At 67.4% G+C, this 1,033-nt stretch carries 1 protein-coding gene; it reads right to left on the bottom strand.

The window, feature by feature from the left end; translation table 11 throughout:
- Positions 1–1,033, bottom strand: a 1,033-nt coding sequence (locus NKJ21_RS27585) for an efflux RND transporter permease subunit (RefSeq protein WP_254733485.1), incomplete at both ends; no start/stop codon positions are given.

The raw sequence follows: 1,033 nt of genomic DNA, 5'->3' as shown, positions 1-1,033 counted from the left end.
TCCGCCGCTGCATGCGCAGGGACTGCTCCAGCGAGGTCGAGGGGATGCGCAAGGCCTGGACGGCCATGTCCTTCTCGTCGAGCTGCGGGGTAAATTCCCGTCCCAGGAACCCGAAGGTCACGGCGGCGACGACGAAGATGCCGGCCGCCGCGCCGATCACCGGCCAGGGCTTGGCCACGACCTTGCGCAGGGCCGGTTCGTAGCGGGACTTGGTCCAACGGACCGGCGCGACTTCCTTCTCGGCCACCTTGCCGTTGATCAAGATGGCGATCATGGCCGGGATGAAGGTCAGCGACAGCACGAAGGCGCCGGCCAGGGCCAGCATCACGGTGATGGCCATCGGCGAGAAGGTCTTGCCCTCGACACCGGTGAAGGTCAGCAGCGGGGCGTAGACCAACAGGATGATCGCCTGGCCATAGACGGTGGGCGAGATCATCTCGCGGGCGGCTTCACGGGTTTCGCCAAGACGCTCCGACAGGGTCAGGAGACGGCCCTCGTGGTGCTGGCGCTCGGCCAGGCGCCGCAGGGCGTTCTCGACGATGATGACGGCGCCGTCGACGATCAGGCCAAAGTCCAGCGCGCCCAGGCTCATCAGATTGCCCGAGACGCCAAGCTTGTTCATGCCGATCGCGGTGATCAGCATCGACAGCGGGATGACCAGGGCCGTGATCAGGGCGGCGCGGAAGTTACCCAGCAGCAGGAACAGCACCACGATGACCAGCAGCGCGCCTTCGGTCAGGTTCTTCTCGACCGTCTTGATGGTCGCGCCGACCAGCTTGGAGCGGTCGTAGACCACCTGGACCTTCACGCCTGGCGGCAGGCTCTTGGCGACCTCGGCCAGCTTTTCGGCCGAGGCGCCAGCGACGGTGCGGCTGTTTTCGCCTGTCAACATCAGCACCGTGCCGATCACCACCTCCTCGCCGTTCTCCGAGGCCGCGCCGGTGCGCAGGGCGCCGCCGACCTTGACCACGGCGACGTCGCGCACGCGCACCGAGACCCCCTCGCGGGCGGCCACGGTGGCGTTGGCGATTTC

The sequence above is a fragment of the Klebsiella sp. SWET4 genome, assembly GCF_024296565.1.
In the GTDB taxonomy this organism is placed as follows: Bacteria; Pseudomonadota; Gammaproteobacteria; order Enterobacterales; family Enterobacteriaceae; genus Klebsiella; species Klebsiella variicola.
This window is presented reverse-complemented; position numbering and strand designations above follow the sequence as displayed.